The organism is Buttiauxella sp. AC038 (assembly GCF_979253565.1).
This window is the reverse complement of the sequence record NZ_CEEDCQ010000001.1, coordinates 2,015,916-2,032,113: the sequence shown is the minus strand read 5'-3', so window position 1 is coordinate 2,032,113 and position 16,198 is coordinate 2,015,916. Positions and strand designations below refer to the sequence as shown.

The 16,198-nt window shown below is 48.5% G+C and carries 10 protein-coding genes and 3 pseudogenes; 2 read left to right on the top strand and 11 right to left on the bottom strand.

The window, feature by feature from the left end; genetic code table 11:
* Positions 1–281: 281 nt before the first annotated feature.
* The 10 genes and pseudogenes from otsA to AC0IXI_RS09645 all read right to left on the bottom strand — a co-directional run bounded on the left by otsA (position 282) and on the right by AC0IXI_RS09645 (position 13,010).
* Positions 282–1,707 (bottom strand): annotated as a pseudogene (gene otsA / locus AC0IXI_RS09690) (alpha,alpha-trehalose-phosphate synthase).
* Complete coding sequence (gene otsB / locus AC0IXI_RS09685) at positions 1,682–2,485, bottom strand: trehalose-phosphatase (RefSeq protein ID WP_471682323.1); 804 nt, start codon at positions 2,483–2,485, stop codon at positions 1,682–1,684. The pseudogene otsA and the gene otsB overlap by 26 nt, the downstream one beginning before the upstream one ends.
* 147 nt (positions 2,486–2,632) lie before the next feature.
* Complete coding sequence (locus AC0IXI_RS09680; RefSeq protein ID WP_471682322.1) at positions 2,633–3,898, bottom strand: HAAAP family serine/threonine permease; 1,266 nt, start codon at positions 3,896–3,898, stop codon at positions 2,633–2,635.
* Between the two features lie 289 nt (positions 3,899–4,187).
* Positions 4,188–5,174: an L-arabinose ABC transporter permease AraH gene (gene araH / locus AC0IXI_RS09675; RefSeq protein ID WP_134186743.1), complete on the bottom strand. Its 987-nt coding sequence runs from the start codon at positions 5,172–5,174 to the stop codon at positions 4,188–4,190.
* A 14-nt stretch (positions 5,175–5,188) separates the two neighbouring features.
* Positions 5,189–6,703 carry an L-arabinose ABC transporter ATP-binding protein AraG gene (gene araG, locus AC0IXI_RS09670; protein WP_413498826.1) on the bottom strand — a complete coding sequence of 505 codons (1,515 nt, stop codon included), beginning with the start codon at positions 6,701–6,703 and terminating at the stop codon, positions 5,189–5,191.
* A 54-nt stretch (positions 6,704–6,757) separates the two neighbouring features.
* Positions 6,758–7,746, bottom strand: a pseudogene (locus AC0IXI_RS09665) (arabinose ABC transporter substrate-binding protein).
* A gap of 333 nt (positions 7,747–8,079) precedes the next feature.
* Positions 8,080–8,637 carry a DJ-1 family glyoxalase III gene (locus AC0IXI_RS09660; RefSeq protein ID WP_424222882.1) on the bottom strand — a complete coding sequence of 186 codons (558 nt, stop codon included), beginning with the start codon at positions 8,635–8,637 and terminating at the stop codon, positions 8,080–8,082.
* A 44-nt stretch (positions 8,638–8,681) separates the two neighbouring features.
* Positions 8,682–9,887, bottom strand: coding sequence for a glycoside hydrolase family 88 protein (locus AC0IXI_RS09655; RefSeq protein WP_064511985.1), 1,206 nt, complete (start codon positions 9,885–9,887; stop codon positions 8,682–8,684).
* Positions 9,888–9,901: 14 nt separating this feature from the next.
* Positions 9,902–11,182 carry an oligosaccharide MFS transporter gene (locus AC0IXI_RS09650; RefSeq protein ID WP_422568123.1) on the bottom strand — a complete coding sequence of 427 codons (1,281 nt, stop codon included), beginning with the start codon at positions 11,180–11,182 and terminating at the stop codon, positions 9,902–9,904.
* Positions 11,179–13,010 (bottom strand): annotated as a pseudogene (locus AC0IXI_RS09645) (DUF2264 domain-containing protein). Before AC0IXI_RS09645 ends, AC0IXI_RS09650 begins: the two are co-directional and overlap by 4 nt.
* Positions 13,011–13,239: 229 nt before the next feature.
* Here AC0IXI_RS09645 and AC0IXI_RS09640 point away from each other — a divergent pair.
* Positions 13,240–14,091 carry an AraC family transcriptional regulator gene (locus AC0IXI_RS09640; protein ID WP_471682321.1) on the top strand — a complete coding sequence of 284 codons (852 nt, stop codon included), beginning with the start codon at positions 13,240–13,242 and terminating at the stop codon, positions 14,089–14,091.
* A 351-nt stretch (positions 14,092–14,442) separates the two neighbouring features.
* Positions 14,443–14,946: a non-heme ferritin-like protein gene (locus tag AC0IXI_RS09635; RefSeq protein ID WP_471682320.1), complete on the top strand. Its 504-nt coding sequence runs from the start codon at positions 14,443–14,445 to the stop codon at positions 14,944–14,946.
* A 107-nt stretch (positions 14,947–15,053) separates the two neighbouring features.
* Here AC0IXI_RS09635 and AC0IXI_RS09630 read toward each other — a convergent pair whose 3' ends face one another.
* A complete protein-coding gene (locus AC0IXI_RS09630) occupies positions 15,054–16,190 on the bottom strand; it encodes an alginate lyase family protein (protein ID WP_422568121.1) in 1,137 nt (378 codons plus the stop codon).
* Positions 16,191–16,198 lie beyond the last annotated feature (8 nt).

Sequence of the window (16,198 nt, the reverse complement as noted above, 5' to 3'; positions counted from 1 at the left end):
AAATCTGGCTTATATCATCAGAAATAACAGGGGTATCTATCTTAAATTGATGTCACTCAAAGCTAACTTCAAAACAAAAATTCAAAAGCCCATTCGATTTTGACCTGGCTCCGAATATAAATTGCTTAAGCTTTACCGTGAAATGGCAATTTAATGATCTGGCGAGGGTTGTCAGGGGGAAAATACCCCCTGACACGTTCACCGTTAGCGGGTTTGCAATGCAGGTAAATCATCTATGCGAACGGAATAATCACCGCCCGACCATGGGCGATGGGATAGAGTCACGCCAACTTAGGAAACGTTGCCACCTTCTTTCCCATCTCAAACTCCTCATTTCGTGGAGCAACCTGCTTTAGGTCCTCTATAAACCGCTTCTGCCAGTGGTGAATATCATTCTTCTCAATCACCGTCATCATTTCGCTATGGCGTGATATACGTTCGGCCAAAGGCATAGTTAACGCACGATCCAGGGCTGCGGCAACGTCGTCACGGTCGTAAGGGTTAACAATGAGTGCCGAGGATAATTCATTTGCGGCACCGGCGAATTTCGACAACACCAGCACCCCCGGATTAGCAGGGTCCTGAGCCGCAACATACTCTTTCGCCACCAGGTTCATCCCATCACGCAGTGGAGTCACTAAGCCAACATCCGCATGGCGGAATACTTTCATTACCAGTTTGCGATCAAAATGTTGATTCAAATAGTACAGCGGAGTCCAGCCCAACTGACCGTACTTACCATTGATGCGCCCTGCTTCAGTTTCCAACTGATGACGAATATCCTGATACGCCTGCACATCGCCACGCGAAGTCGGTGCAATTTGCGTGTAACGGATTTTCCCGTGATGCTGGGGATAATTTTCCAGTAGCGCTTCAAAAGCGAGAAACCGTTCAGGCAATCCTTTGGAGTAGTCCAGTCGCTCAACCGAGAAGATGTTTTTGATACTCCCCAATTCCGCTTTAAGCTGCGCCAACTTCGGCGGTAGCGGACCTTGAGCGCTCTTTTTAATTTCTTCTGGTTCGATACCTATCGGATACACTTCAGTGCGAAACGTATTGCCATACGCCTGATGCTGGTTTTTATCCAGGCTATCAAGCCGCGTCTGACTTGCAACACAATCCAGGAATGCCTGGCGATCGTTTTCCGTCTGAAAACCCAGTAAATCGTATTCACACAACGCTTCTAGTAACTCCTCATGCGGCGGGAGCGCGTTAAATACTTCAGGCGTTGGGAATGGAATATGTAAGAAAAAACCGATGCGGTGATTTAGCCCTTGTTTGCGGCAATCTGCGGCGAAGGGCAGCAAATGATAGTCATGTACCCATAAGACATCGTCTTTTTCCAACAATGGCTTAAGCTTGCTCGCAAGCATGGTATTAACCCGTTGATAGCCTTCCCAGGCTTCACGCTGATAATCGACCAGGTCCAGACGATAGTGAAATGCTGGCCAAAGGACAGCGTTGGAAAATTGCAGATAATAGCTTTCATAGTCTTCTTTGCTGAGATTGAAAGAAGCCCAGGTGATGTTGCCCCGTTTAGTCTTTTGTAATGCAGCATCGGGGTCACCGACCTCTCCACTCCAGCCAAACCACAGCCCACCGGCCGTCTTTAAAGCACCCAAAATCCCCACAGCCAAGCTCACCTGCACCACCTTTCTTATCGTCCGGTGGCGCAATGCGATTAGAGACTACCACTAAGCGACTCATAATCTTCTCCCCGTAAAATATCTGACTTTTGTTGTTCTATGTGTTGCGTTAATTTGCCAAGCCAGTGATAAACCATGCGCACGTTTGCCAGTCGGAAGTTAGCAATCGTGTCGCCATTTCCCACTTTAATGGTCACCCCTCCAAGGGCGTTAACCTGTTTAAACCCTGCTTCATCTGTTAAATCATCACCAATAAAAATCGGTGTGCGGCCCGCAAAGGGTGCCTCCTGCATAAATGCACGAATAGCAGCACCTTTATCGATACCCAAAGGTTTCAACTCCACGACACATTTCCCCGGTTGTAACGCCAGTTCAGGAAAGCGCAGTGTCATTTGCTGTGCCAATTCAAAAATAGCCTCTTCTGCTTCGGGCGCCTGGCGGTAATGCAGCGCAAAAGCCATCCCTTTAGCTTCAAGTTCAGTACCCGGAAGCTGTAAAAGCGCATTGCTTAAATGCTGATGTAATGCGGTTACTACCGGTTCAGGGAGCGCCACTACATGGGTTTTATCATTGATATCACGGCGTTCTGCCCCATGCACACCCGCGAGCGGGAAGTGAAATGGAGTGGCGAGCTTATCAAGCTCAGTCATTGAGCGCCCTGAAATCAATGCCAACGCCCCACCACTCATGAGCGACATTTTTTGCAGCAATGTGCGCACCGCAGCGGGGATATAAACCTGGTCCGGGTGCGGTTTGATTTCTGCAAGCGTGCCATCGAGGTCGAAGAAAAAGGCAAGGTTTCCTGAAAGTAGAGGCGGTACAGATGCAACTTCAGCCACCAGCGGCTCCTCCTTACATAGTTAGTATTACTACCGTAACGGTAGATTATGATTAGCCATGTAAGTATAGACAGGGTGACGGGTGTCGCAATTTTCCAGGATAAATCGCCAGGCCGCATATGGCCTGGCGTTTCGGTTTGGCAGGTGTCAGAAGAAGCTTGCGATAAGTCCTGAAATAGCCACGAGCCCCATAACCGTAACGAAGATATTGCTCACTTTGCCACGGAATTTCGCCAGCGCAGGTATTTTGTGGATAGCGTACATCGGCATGATAAACAGGATCATCGCGATGATTGGGCCGCCCAGCGATTCGATCATGCCAAGGATGCTTGGATTAAGCGTTGCCACCAACCACAGGCTCAGTAGGAAGAACAGAGCGATAGCTTTATTCAGCTTGCGGTCATCAAAACGCTTGCCGTTGTGGCGGGCAATTTTTTTCACCAGTCCATGCAGACCTTCGCGTGCTCCCAGGTAGTGGCCGAAGAAGGACCTGGAAATTGCCAGAATTGCTACCAGTGGGCCAAAGATGGAGATCAGCGGGTTATCGAATTTGTTGGCAAGGAAGCTCAGCATTGAAATATTTTGCTGTTTTGCTGCCATCAAATCTGCCGGAGTCACACTTAGCACGCAGCTGAAGACAAACAACATAACAAACGCCAGCAAAATGGTGGATGTTTTGCGCAGTGTCTGGCTGGCTTTTTCATCTGCCTGGTTGCCATATTCACGACGTTGAGACAACGCAAATGAGGAGATAGCCGGGGAGTGGTTAAAAGCAAATACCAACACCGGAATAGTCAGCCACATAGTGGTAGTGAAATCTATCGCAGTAGGTACCTGGGAAAGAGCTGCCGTGTTCCAGTGTGGAATCAAATATAAAGAGAGGAACAGCAGGATACCGACTAACGGGTAAACCATCAGCTCGGTAATTTTCAGCATCACACGCTCACTCGTCAGCATCACCGCCATCAGCGCGACAATCAGCACAATCGACAAAATCACACGCGGTGGTGAAGCCATTCCCAGTTGGTTGACCATTAGCGAATCAATGGTGTTGGTGATACCTACACCGTAAATCAGCAGAATTGGATAGATTGCGAAGAAGTACAGCAGAGTGATTAAGATGCCCGCTTTAGCTCCGAAATGTTCTTCCACAACTTCGGTGATATCGCTGCCAGGGTTACGTGATGATAAGACAAAACGAGCAAGCCCCCGGTGAGCAAGCCAGGTCATTGGCCCAACGATAACCGCCAGTGCCACTAACGGCCAGAATCCGCCCATCCCTGCGTTGATCGGGAGAAATAACACCCCTGCCCCAACCGCCGTACCAAAAAGGCTCAGAACCCAGGTGGTATCAAACTTACGATTCCCGGGAATATGCACTTTACTACGGGTGTAATTAACATCACTGCTCATTGGCTCATCTCCTTGAGGCCGAATTCAGGCTGCCGACTCTACTTTAGCCGCGTGATTGTTACAGTGATTCATATCCTGGTTTGAATTAGTTTATGGAGGGAAATACTAACAATCTAATCAATATCACATTTAAACACTGGATATCTTATCTGAGTGAAAATTAAACAATGTTGATGGCAAAAAAATGGTGGATGTCGCTTTCGCTAATCCACCCCCAAAAAAGAACTCACACCCTTTACCGCTACAATGTATTCCCACTACCCGAAATCTGCGCAGCAGAACCAAGCCGTTAAACCGTACGTTTTGCTTTCTGTTTGTAGCGATCGAAGATGACAGCAGCAAGCAGAATCAAACCGCGCACCACATATTGCGAGAAAGGCGAAATGTTCAGCAGGTTCATGGCATTTTCCACGGTGCCAAGAATCAAAATCCCGGCAATCACGTAGGAAATTTTACCAATCCCACCTTTGAGTGATACCCCACCCAACACGCAGGCTGAAATTACAATCAACTCATAACCAATAGACGTCATTGGCTGGCCACTGGTCATACGCGAAGCAAGGATAATCCCTGCCGCTGCCGACACTAACCCGGAGAGAATAAAGATGATGATTTTAGTGCGCACCACTGGTACACCCGCCAGACGTGCCGCTTCTTCGTTGCCACCAATCGCTAATGTGTTACGGCCAAAGGTCGTTTTGTTGAGCAGGAAACCAAAGATTATCAGACACGCAACTGTCAGCCAGATGGGTGCAGGCAGCCCAAACCAGTTGGCATAACCCAGTGCAAAGAAGCGTTCATCCTCGATGCCCACCGCTTTACCATCAGAAATAATGTATGCGAGGCCGCGTACAATTTGCATGGTGGCAAGAGTCGTTATTAGCGCGTTGATTTTTAGTTTTGCAATAACAAAACCGTTCACCAGGCCGCATAACACACCGAGCAATAGCCCTGCCGCCACACCAATCCACAGGCTTTCGGTCATGTTGATGACTACCGCCGTGGTGACCCCGGCACAAGCAATCACCGACGCTACGGACAAATCGAAATCACCAGATGCCAGGCAGAACAACATGCCACAAGCCACCATTCCCGACATTGAGATGGCAAGCCCTAATCCCTTCATATTCACGAAAGAAGAGAAATTCGGTACGAAAATAGCGCAGGCAATAAACAGTACGGCGAACACCACCAACATGCCGTAGTTATCCCAGATACGCCCAAGACTTAGGGACGATTTCTTATTGCTGTCACCTGATGTAGTTAATGCAGACATTTTTATCTCCTTACTCATGCGGCAGACGCACTGGTTTTTGGCATTGCCAGACTTAATGCTTGTTGCTCATTGGTTTCGCCATGCAGCAATTCACCAGCTATTTCCCCTTCGCGCATCACGATAATGCGGTCCGCAAGGCCCAGTACTTCGGGCAGATCGCTTGATGCAAACAGCACCGCCACACCTTGTGCAGCAAGCGCATAAATCACGTTATAGATTTCGTGTTTTGCCCCTACATCAATGCCGCGCGTTGGCTCATCGAGCAAAATCACTTTCATCTCTTCCGACAGCCAGCGTCCTAAAATCGCTTTTTGCTGGTTGCCACCAGAGAGATTCATGATCAGCTGTTCAGCTGAAGGGGTTTTGATGTTCAGCGAACGGATATGCGAGGCGGCATTGTCTGTTTCCCAGCGGTTGTTGATCAGGCAACCGGCGCTAATATGCTTACGCCGCGCACTGATGTTGATATTGTCGCGCACCGAATGCACCGGAATAATGCCGTCAGCTTTGCGGTCTTCCGGGCAGAGCATCATGCCGGCACGAATCGCGTCGGCGGGCTTATTGATATTGATAACTTCACCATCAATAAACACTTTGCCATCGGTGATGCGCGTACCGCCAAACATGCCCTTCATCAGTTCACTCCGACCGGCACCGACCAGACCAAACAGACCGACAATTTCACCACTACGCACTGAAAGCGAAATAGGTGTCCGTACACCTGGGGCTTTTACACCATCAAGGCGTAAACGCTCAGTCCCATGCTCACGAGGTTTCCAGCCATAGACATCACCAAGATCGCGGCCGACCATCGCCTGCACCAGCGAGTCATGACTGACCTGCTTCATATCATCAAAGGTGCGCACGTAGCGCCCGTCTTTAAACACGGTGATGGCATCACTGAGAGCAAAGATTTCTTCCATACGATGCGAGACGTAGAGGATCACGCGGCCTTCGGCGCGTAACTCACGGATGACGCGAAACAGGTTGTCTATTTCACGACGAGAGAGAGAACTGGTCGGCTCATCAAAGGCGATCACTTTCGCATTACGAGCCAGCGCCTTAGCGATTTCGACCATCTGCCATTGGCCGATGGATAAATATTTGAGCGGCGTGCTCGGGTCAATATCCAGCCCAAGATGCTCAAGCTGTAACTTTGCTTCGTAATTCAGTAAAGAGCGGTTAACGAACCCCGCTTTATGAGGTAGCTGTCCGAGGTAAATATTCTCTGCGACCGACATTTCCGGCACCAGATGAAGCTCCTGATATATAATCGCGACTCCGGCATTAAGCGCTGCGGGAGTGTCGGCAAAAGCAACTTTTTCACCGCGCAGGGCAATACAGCCCTGGGTGGGAGCATAATTGCCGCTCAAAATTTTCAGGAGCGTTGATTTCCCGGCGCCATTCTCCCCCATTAGTGCGTGAACTTGCCCGGCATAACAGTCGAAACTGATGTCCTGTAAGGCTTTCACGCCGGGGAAAGTTTTGCCTATACCACGAAAAGAGAGATACGGTGTCTCATGTTGCATGACATACCCCAATGTTGAAGGGCGGATGGGCATAAACCTCATCCGCCAAAGAGATTACTTGCCGCCGAGGCCTTTTTTAGCCAACTCTTCTTTAAAGTTGTCGCGAGTGATCAGCACCACGTCGGTAACTTCAGTGAACTTCGGTGGCTCTGCACCTTTGGTGACCCAGTTGTAGAGCATTTCGCTACTTTTATAGCCGTGTACATCCGGGCTTGGCAGCAAAGATCCGTAGAAACCAGTGGCCTTAGCTTTCGACAGTTCACTTACAGCATCCACACCATTAATACCTACACCAATAACATCCGGCGCTTTAAAGCCCTGCCCTTCAGTGGCGCGCACGCCACCCAGCACGGTGTTGTCGTTCATGCCAACAATTAACCAGTGTTTCACTTCAGGGTGTTGAACCAACATCGAGTTAGCGGCATCGAAAGCCCCGGGGATGTCGTTAGATTTGGTCGGTACTTTGTAGATTTTTTTTCCGGGAAACCAGCTACTTTCAGAGCTTCCATTGAGCCAGAAGTACGGCGGCGGGCAGTATCGAGCTCGTCAGACGTAATCGCCATAACTGCGGATTCTTTCACGTCCCAACCGCGTTTTTGCATCTCTTTGTACAGCTCTTGCCCCTGGCGTTCGCCGATTTTAGTCGCCGCCATCATCACTAATGGCACGGTATCCATTGGCTTGCCTTTCGCGTTGACGAACTGGTCATCAACGGCAATGACTTTCATGTCGTAGCTTTTGGCTTTCGCCACAATTGCCGAACCCAGTTTTGGATCCGGAGTACAAATCACAAAGCCTTTCGCGCCGCTGGCGGCCAGGCTATCGATAGCATTAAGGGTTTTTTCACCGTCGGGAACGGCGATTTTAATCACTTCAAAGCCAAGATCTTTCCCGGCTTTATCGGCAAATTTCCATTCGGTCTGGAACCATGGTTCTTCTGGTTGCTTCACCAGGAAACCCAGCTTCATTGTTTCTGCGATAGCGGATTGTGACATAATTGCAGCAATGCCAATTGCCGCTAGCGCTTTAGTAAATTTGTGCATGGTATTCTCCAGCTCGATTTTATTTTCTGTAGGGTAAGGTTTAGTTAAAACAAGCCATTAGCCGTATGAGCTTTTTGCTTCGGGGCTGGAGATAGTTGTAGCGGGAAATTAATAATCCATAGGAGAGCGCAATCACATGGCAGAAATACAGTAAGACCGTGCATGTATTCAGCAATAAAAGACATAAAAATAGGGCGTTATGTCGGACAAATGAAATATGGACTAGCAGATATATCCATAAATTCAGCGCTGAGGTGGATAAGCTGATTGATAGAAATACAGATTGAAGAAGGCGGGTAAGTATTGCGCTCACCCGCCGCTATTCCTGACCTATTACCATTGGTAATAAATATGTTCCGCGTGATCTCGCGCTGGGGCTTCGTCGCCTTCAAGGCGCGCGGCAACAGTGAGTGCAAAATCAAATACTTTACCTAACCCTTTCCCACTTATCAGATTGCCATCTTCGACTACGTCAGCATCAACATATTCACCGTCCGTCACCTGCTGCCACAAATCACCAGAACAGACGTAGCGGCGGCCTTTAAGCAAACTGTTACCACCCAGGACACGTGCCGCTGCAGAGCAAATCGGGCAGATTAATTTGCCAAGATCGTCATGGCGACGCACGAATGCAATAACGTTCGCGCTTTGGGCTAGAAAGACACTGCCTTCCGGACCACCGGGGAGCACAACTGCGTCAAAGGTTTCATCAAAACATTCACTTAGCGTAGCGTCTGCCACCATCGGGATATCGTGATAACTCACTACCGCGCGTGTATCGACGCAAGAAAGGGTACGCACGTTAATTTTTAAACGACGTAGAATATCAATGGTAACAATGGCTTCCCCTTCTTCAAAACCCGGGGCTAGCAAAACTGCAACAGTTTTCATTTTACTCTCCATGTAGCCCCCGCTGTCTTGCGGGGGCGCAAAACTTACCAATAAAGACTCCACACTTGTCGCACACGTATAAGTGCTTCAAGGTAGAAATAGTCTCCCCAACTACAACATTCATCGACACCTTTGCCGCTTGCCATGTGATACACAGAATGTTTCAGCAAGCCCTCACATGGCTCATCGTCCCGCGCCAGATAGTTATCAGTGAGTGACTGGATAATACGCAGCGCCATTTCTTCATAATGGGCACGATGTTCATCCAGCACGGGTAATGTTTTCACCAGTTCCAACAAACCACAGGCAGTGATTGCCGCAGCTGAACTATCACGCACCGCATCCGTTCCGAGCAATGCTAAATCCCAGTGGCAAACATCATCTTCCGGCAAGCGGTTGATGAAGTAATGCGCAAGGCTACGGGTGAGGTCCACCATGCTTTTATCACCGGTATACAAATAAGTGAGCAAGAAACCGTAAATCCCCCACGCTTGCCCGCGCGACCAGCATGAGGTGTCGCTATACCCCTGATGCGTATTACCAAATCGCGGCTCACCGGTTATCACATCCATATAATAAGTATGGAACGTTGAAGCGTCCGGGCGAACGATATACTTCGCGGCCTGCTGCGCATGTGCGGTAGCAGCCTGCGCGTAACGCGGATCTCCAGTTTGCTGGCTTGCCCAATAAAGCAGCGGAAGGTTCATATTACAGTCAATAATCATCCGCCCCTGTTGTTCTGGATCATTCAAATCTCCCCAGGCCTGGATGATTTTCGCCACCGGGTTATAGCGCTCCATCAGAATATCAGCCGCTTGCAGCGCGATTTGACGGGCTGTTTCATTGCCAGTTAAACGCCAGGCATTCACACACGACAACGAATACAGAAAGCCCAGATCATGAGTGGCTGTTTCGATACGCTTGTCTAAGCGCTCCGCAAAAGATGGCAAATAACGCTCTGCCGCCTGGCGATATTTGTCATCTCCAGTCATCTCCCACGCAAGCCACAGTTGGCCTGGCCAGAAGCTAGTCGTCCACTCGACGTTGTCGGTCGGCTGCCATTTACCCCCTTCACAAGCTTCGTTAGGGAATTTGTTCCCGACGATGGCAATAGTTTTATCCAGCTTTTTTGTCACGCTATTAAGCGCATTATCAAGCTTACGTTTTAGGGCCAGACGGTCTACCTGATGCAATTCAATAGGGCGCAGTGGCTCGGTCACCACATTTTCAGTGACTAAATTACAGGTCATAACGTTTCCTTTAATTAATGTTTTGCCGGCTCAACCGGAGCGGTATCTAAAGCGGATAAGAACGTATTGGATTCATCGCGTTTTGACTGGCAGCGCGAGAGAGTGAAAGCAGAGATCAGAGTGAATATCAGTGCGCAACATCCCATCATTAAGTAGGTGTGCTCGAAGCCGATTTTGTCGTACAGGTAACCCGCAGGCGGTGCCACCACAACTGAGCCGACATAAATCATCGCCTGATAACCCAGTAAATACATGGTGGCATTGATTTTCTTATGGAAATGCTCGGCGATATATTTGAAGACCGAGATTAGCAACAGGGCAATTTCAACACCGTAGAACGGCTTGATGATTGAAATCACCAGCGGGTCGGAGGTCAGCCCCGAAGCAATCAAGCGTAACCCCACTACGCAGCCGCACAACAACAACCCTTTTTTAGCACCGTAGTGATTCACCAGCAGCGGGATGAACATCATCATCACGAATTCCATGCCGGACTGTAGCGTGCTGAGGTAGCCGTACCATGCGTTGCCCTGCTCTTTGGTATCGAAGAAAGAGACGAAGTAGCGTGGGAATTGCTGTTCAGCAACAAACATCATCCACGCGACACCTGCCACATACAGGCTGAACATCCAGAATTTGCGGTTTTTCAGTAGCATCAGAACATCAGCGAAAACGATTTTATTCGCTGAAATCACATTGTTATTACGCAGTTGTTCATCACCAATTTTCAGGCTAATCAGCACCAACAGCATTAATACGGAGGTGGTACTACTGACGATGAAGTTTGCCAGCGGCGTGTAGTTGAAAAGCAGACCTGAAACTGATGCCGCCATTGCCCAACCAAGCGATCCCCACATGCGAATGCGCCCAAACTCCAGACCATACAATCGGCTAAAGCGGTCGGCATAAGATTCAGAAGCCGCAACACCTGCGTACCAGCCGAGGCTCAGGTAAAAAGCACCGATCACAATGCCAAGGGTGGTATGCGTCAGCAGCAACGGTTGATAAACCGTGACAAAGAACGGCGCCATCAGTGCCGAAATCGCGCAGACAAAATAGAGCAGCCACTTGCTCATACCAATTTTGTCCATGATGTAGCCATAGACCGGTTTCATGACTACCGCAAAGACGCCATTGATAGCAAAAACACTGCCAATGGTGATGCTGTCCAGCCCCACTTTCTGGCTCAACCACAGAGCATATAACCCGAAGCTTGAGGACCAGGTGAAAAAGTAGAGAAAGATAAAACTGCTCATTTTAATCTGTGCGGTACGCGTTGGTGTCGAGATGTTCATGGGTGTTTCTCCAGAATAAGGAGTTTGCTTTGATTGCCCATCACCAGGCGTACAACACCCTCGCTGATAATGGCTTGCGGGCAAGATTGCGCATCAAAATCGTCGGTATCCCCTGCCCAGGTGGCACTGATTAACAGATGTGTGCCGATACTCAGTTCACCTTGCAGCAACGGCACTGCTGCCCGCTCGGCAAAGAGTAGATTGCTGTTTGGTGGTGTCAGAACTAACTGTGCACTGCGTGATTTCGGGCTTAAACAATAAATGGCGCTGGTATCAGTTTTGGTTGTAAGCAAACAACTCCCCTGCGTCATGTGTGCTTGTGGAAGCGGACGATTTGGCAGGCAGAACCCCCTTCCGCACAATCGAGTTCACGCGCCGTTTTGAGGTGATGAACCCGTACTTGCCAGTCGCCCAACGGCAGTAACCAGGTATCGATATTCACGTCGTGCCACGGCAGCCAACGGCTGAAAATCATTCCGTCTGCGGTACTGATTTGCTGGCATTCACGGCGTCCACGCCAATAGTTATCTTTCTCGGATAACAGCAACATCGAGTCAGGTGCCGCATGATTCAGCGCGTAGCGACCACGCTCAATGGTGAATCCATAACGAGTTGAATAGGCAAATTTGCAGTATTTAGCTTCGGTATTCACGAAGTTATTTAGCTCAAGCTGCCCGGATGTCAGCATCCATAAATGGTGCTTTTGATGAACCAGAATTTGCGACGCATGGGGAATGCTATGAGGCGTTTCACGCTCAGGTAACGGCATTTCCTCTGCTTGCCAGAAGGCATTTTGTTCGCTCAACGCCAGCACCAGCATGGTTTTCAGACCCCAGTAAGGGGAACCCGGCGCGTTGTAATCTTCCGCCATTATTAGGTTGGGATAGCTGTAGCCAACACTCAGCACACCGTCACGATCAAACAATGGCTGTTGCAACCACCAGCGCAAATGACGCAACACAATTCCTTTCACTACTCCAGGTTCGTAGACTTCCAGACCTGCAAATGCAGCAGCACTCCAGAATGCGGCCTGCGCAAAGCGATAAGTCAGGCTGCGACCAAAAGGAATAGCTGCACCATCGTCGGCAAAGAAATGGATGAAATCTGCGGCAAAGAGTGTTGCGCGCTGGCGTAGTTTTTTGCAGCGCTGCGGGTCAACATCGGCCATTAATTTGGAATAGATGAGACCATAGAAATGGAAGCCCATCGAAATATAGTAATCACGTGGTCGGCCTGGGCCATCGGAATACCAACCGTCACCGAGGTAATAATGCTCCATGGCGTCGAAATGCTTTTCTAACGTATCGGCATTGTTCAACATCCCGCAGTGGTGGAAACCGACCTGCACCAGAATTGGGAAGAAATGCCAGTTGTTGTCAGGTATATCCAGAGTTTCACTCTGTTTCAGCCATTGCCAGAGGTTGTGTTTCTCCTGTTCATTAAAGTGCGCCAACAGCGGTTTATGGGCGACTGCCAGTAAGAGTCCATATGCTGCCATTTCGACAATCCGTTGATCGTATGCCGCGGCTTCTCCCCAATACTCGGCATGTTTAGGGTCTGTGCCATTTTTAATGGCCTGAATATAAAAAGAGAACTCTTCAGGCTCGTACCCACCCGCCAACAGTGGCGTTACACCCCACAGTAAACGAGAGAAAGTTTCCATATTGGCTACTTGCTGGCCGTAATGGGCGGTGAAATTAGCAAGGTCTACGCCACTGGCCTCTTTTTTAAAGAATGGCGAAACGGCATTTAATAATTCATTCACCAGTTTATGAAGATCTCCCCGACTTTTAAGGGGGTTATTCAGGGTAATGTTTTCAGGTTGCACAATGTCCTCCCGCCAGACACGAGAATATTATAAGTTGTTGTTATTAATATTCGTCTTCGCACTGCTTATGTGCGTTGAGGCAAAGAGTAGTCGCTTTTATTCCTGGCTCAGAGTGAGCAGCATCACAAAAATAAACCGTTATTTCATTTTCACTGGATTTTTCAATTTGCGAGGGTAATAAATTACAAATCATGGCGTAAAAATTTAAATTTGTTGTCCTGGAGGGGAAATGAGTGAACCACAATTGATGGAGAGAATTACACTCGACAGCCAGGTTATCTCATTTCACCGCCTGCGAGCGTCCAGCGCCAGGTACTATCACTGGCACCAATGCGTTGAGTTTCTCTATATTTCAAAGGGCTACGGAATCGTTGTGGTGGACAACCAGCATTACACCGCAAGGCCCGGGCGACTTTTTATCTTCCCACCTTTTCGGCTACACAAGGTTCATGTCGATGCCGATGACAAAAACCAGTATCACCGCACAACCATGCACATTGAACACTCTTCTGTTATCAGTACCTTGCATGGCTTTCCACGCCAGCAGGCTCAATTTTCTGCCCTCGCTGCAAGCAACGTTCCGGCACAAATTTACGATTTAAGTGAGCAGGCCGATTATATGGAAGTGATTCTCGAGCAGTTCGACAAACTCGACCCCACGGAGCACTCCACCGCCAGCGACGTTGCGTTTATGGTGATGCAAATTATGGCCTTCCTGCCCGCTCAACCGCAGCTATTTATCCCGCAGCAACAGACTGTTGCATCACGCATCATGCAGTGGGTTGAGAGTAACTATAGTGAGAAGTTTTCACTGGATGAGCTGGCGCAATCCATTGGCTTATCACGCAGCTATACCTCGCGGATTTTTCGTCAACAAACCGGCGGCAGTATTCATGAGTATTTGCTAACGCGACGCATAAAGAAAAGTTGTGATCTATTGCGCACCTCACCATTAAGCATCGAAGCTATCGCCCAGGAGGTAGGGTTCATAGAAGTGACCTACTTCATCACCTGTTTTAAAAAAATGATGGCCCAGACACCATTGCAGTATCGTAAACGGTCACGAGCTCATTCAACTTAAGGGCTCAAATATGATCTGACACAATAAACCACCTCATAGCAGGTTAATTATTCAGTGATGAATCACAGTTTTGGTCATTTCACTTAAATTATTTAATATAGATAAACCAGGAGATAATTATTTAATTAGTCTTTTTTAATATTTCCTGTTGAATAAATTTGTAAATAAGAATGAAACACCAGAATCAACTGTTTTATTGATAACCCTAAAGAGGTACTATTTTTTACAACGCAGTCAGGACGCGGACTCACAGGACATGGATACAATCTTTTTTATCTATATACCCGTCATATTTCATGTCATACAAAATTCTAATCCTAACCGATGTTCCGGCTAAATAAGGAAATTATCATGGCAACTTCCGGCATGGTTCAAAGTCTCAACTTACAGATAAATCGTGATTTTTATTCCTCAAATCTGTATTTACAGTTGAGTCACTGGTGCTCAGAAAAGAGTTTAACTGGCACGGCGAATTTTTTAAGAAATCAGGCTCAATGTAATGTTACGCAGATGATGCGTATATTTAATTTTATGAAACAAGCGGGCGGCACTCCCATTGTAGGGACGATTGAAACCCCACAAAGCGAATGTGACTCTTTGGAAGCTCTATTTGAAAAAACGGTTGAAGATTATCAGCAGCGCTGCGCCACACTGACTAAATTGACCGCTGAAGCAACAGCATTGAAAGATTATTCAACCCTCAAGTTCCTGAAAACTATGGATCAGGAACAACAAGACGAAGGCCTGTTGCTCAACACTATTCTTGATGAAGTACGTAGTGCTCATAAAGCCGGATTGTGTATGAGCCAAACAGATGAGCACCTGACAAATTTAGTGAATCATCAACAGCACTAGGTCTCATTGTGTCGGGTAATACAGCGTTTATTACCCGAGCGACAAAACCGATTCATTCACTTTTGTCGCCATCGTCAATAAATGTTGCTGGCGCTAATCCGCCTTAGTCATGCACACCACATCAACTGTTCACGTAGACTGAGCGTATCTTCCGGGAAATTAGCCAGCACGACTTTATAGCACGCCATCTCCTTTGGATATCCCCTCATGGATTGCAGTAACAGGCGCAACGCGCTGTCCCAGACGATACCCTGCAAATCACTGTAAGGCCACAAATCGGGGTCTGCGATAAATGGCATCAGATAATCGATACCAAGCTTCACGCTCCTGCCATCTTGTACGGCATTCCAGCGGTCAAATTCGACGTGTTCCGCATAACGATTAAGCAACAGATGGGCTTCGAGGTTAAATAAGGAGTAATGGAATGGCACCGGACGTTCCAGCTCCATCGTCTGTTTACCTTCCTGATCGATTTGAGCCGCCATTCGTTGGGTAATGCCCTGTTGAATAATGCGTGCCACCAGCCCTTTGTCACCATAAAACAGTGCATTAGCGACACGTTGTGCGTCATACCAGGTGCCGTGGTTGTTATGCCACACGTATTCAGAATGACCCACGTCGCTGTAAAACATCCAGTGGTTGAAGTCCCTGAACCATTGGTGCAAACCAATAATGTCATCGGTATCCAGTACACCCGCAGGGCTAATCAAACCAATAGTATCAATCACCATCCATAAAAGGCGTGTATCGATTAGCCCGGTACCGCGCCCGGAAACAATACCGGGGATCGCCTGGCCATAGTTCAGATGCGGGTTCATACGCGTTTGTTCGTCAAGGAACCAGCACTTGATTTGCTCTGCTGCGGCCTGGGCATATTTTCGATGGCCGGTAAAATACCAAGCCAGCCCAAGCGTCAAACAGCGTTCGCACATGCGGATGATACGCGTGGTGTCCGTGTCATTATTCTGGCATTGCGGATTAGTATGTCCGTCACGGCGAATATATGGCAGGCCATTTGGCCTGCGCGGATTTGGCCACCAATACGTCCCCAGACTGTAATAATCATGAGGATCACCGCTTACCGGGCGTAATTTCTTATGCACCACACTTTCCGGTGGCTGCCCACGAAGCTTATCCGCTTCGCTAACCAGACGACCCAACGCCAGCTGCAAAGGAGAAAAAGGCTGCTGTAGGCCACGGCGGGCATTCTCAAGACACGTCTCATCCAGGGTGTACAACTTCATCTATCGCT